General features: G+C 61.4%; 1 protein-coding gene. It reads left to right on the forward strand.

Annotation, left to right across the window (positions count from 1 at the left end; translation table 11 throughout):
• Positions 1-99: 99 nt before the first annotated feature.
• On the forward strand, positions 100-1,536 hold the full coding sequence (locus B7R22_RS18690) for an integrase core domain-containing protein (protein WP_116413180.1): 1,437 nt from the start codon (positions 100-102) through the stop codon (positions 1,534-1,536).
• Positions 1,537-1,613: the final 77 nt, after the last annotated feature.

Here is a 1,613-nt window from a genome sequence, read left to right on the forward strand (position 1 = left end):
TGTGCTGTCTCATCGCATCGTGGACACACGATCTCATGACATCGTGGACACGATGTCTCATAGCATCGGAGACACTCGCGGGGGTGGTATTCGGGTGGGATGACGAATTTTCTTTCTCCCCAGACTCGTGCCGCGATTATGAACTATGACCCGACGCAGCCTCACGCTTTGACGGTGACTGACTTTTGTCGTTCGTTGAAGATCTCGCGGAGCGTGTTCTACAAGGTTCGTGGTCGGGCTGCGCGGGAGTCGTCGGCGGCGTTGCATCCGCGGTCGCGTGCGCCGAAGTCTCCGGCCAGGCGGTACGGGCAGCAGGTTGTGAATGAGCTGGTGAAGATCCGCAAACAGCTGAAGTCTGACGGGTGGGATTACGGTCCCCGGTCGATCTACTATGAGGCGACCTTGCAGGATGGGTTCCCTGGTGGGAAGGTTCCGTCGGTGGCGACGATCGCACGGTTACTGGCAAGCGTCGGGCAAGTTGACGCGTCGCCGAAGAAGCGGCCGAAGTCGTCGTATATTCCGTTCGTGCGTGCGACGGTGATGTCGTTGTGGCAACTCGATGCGTTCGAGTACGAGCTCATCGGTGGGCAGGTCGCGACGGTGTATCAAATCCTCGATGACGCGAGCCGGTACGACGTCGGCTCGGACGGGTACGCGCGTCATGAGAACAGTACCGACGCCCAAGACGTGCTCGGGCGGGCGATCGCGGCGCACGGGGCGCCGAAGGAGCTGCTGTCGGATAACTCGCTCGCGTTCAACCAGCTACGGGCCGGGAGGATCGGGTCGGTGGAGATCTTCCTCGCTTCCAAAGGAACGATGCCGATCAGCGGGCTGCCGGGTAAACCCACGACGCAGGGTAAGAACGAACGCTCCCACCAAACACTGATCCGGTTCCTGGACGCCGACCGGCCTGCGACTCTCGAGCAGCTCCGTGCCCGGATCAGGCGATTCCGTGAGCACTACAACAACCGTCGGCCGCATCAAGCGCTCGAGCAGGCGACCCCGCGGGCAGCATGGGATCTTCTCGAGCACACGCCCGCGACCGAGCCGATCCCGTTGACGGTGCTGGAAGCGAAAGCATCGCAGTACCGGCAGGTGCGCGCCAGACGACAATCAGATCTGGGCCGGGCGTCGCTGACGATCTCCAAGACCGGGGAGGTACTACCCGACGATGATGCGCCCAGGCAGGCGGCGGATCAGTCGATCGTGGAAGTCACAAAAGCGAACCGGCAGGTCTACTACCAGGGCTATCACGTGTCGCTGCCGGCGACGTACGCCGACCGCCAGTTCTACCGGACGATCACCGACGACACGTTCATACTGTCCAACCCGGTCACCGGGGAAATCGTGTTCTCGTTCCCACTACCGATGGTCGCGTTGAACGTCAGAGACCGATACGTCGCGTCGTACTCCATCCAAGGCGTCAACGTGGCCTACACGACGAAACACTGGCAACGAAAGACCGCGGAGTACCAGAAACAGTTCAAACAGCGCCGTGTCGACCTCCCCGCCCTGCTCGGAGACCAAGCACAGTAGCTGTGCACGAAGCCATGAGACTCACCGTCCACGAAGTGACGAGATCCAGTGTCCACGATGTCGCGAGATAACACACC

Source organism: Subtercola boreus (assembly GCF_003399635.1).
GTDB classification, from domain to species: Bacteria; Actinomycetota; Actinomycetes; order Actinomycetales; family Microbacteriaceae; genus Subtercola; species Subtercola boreus_B.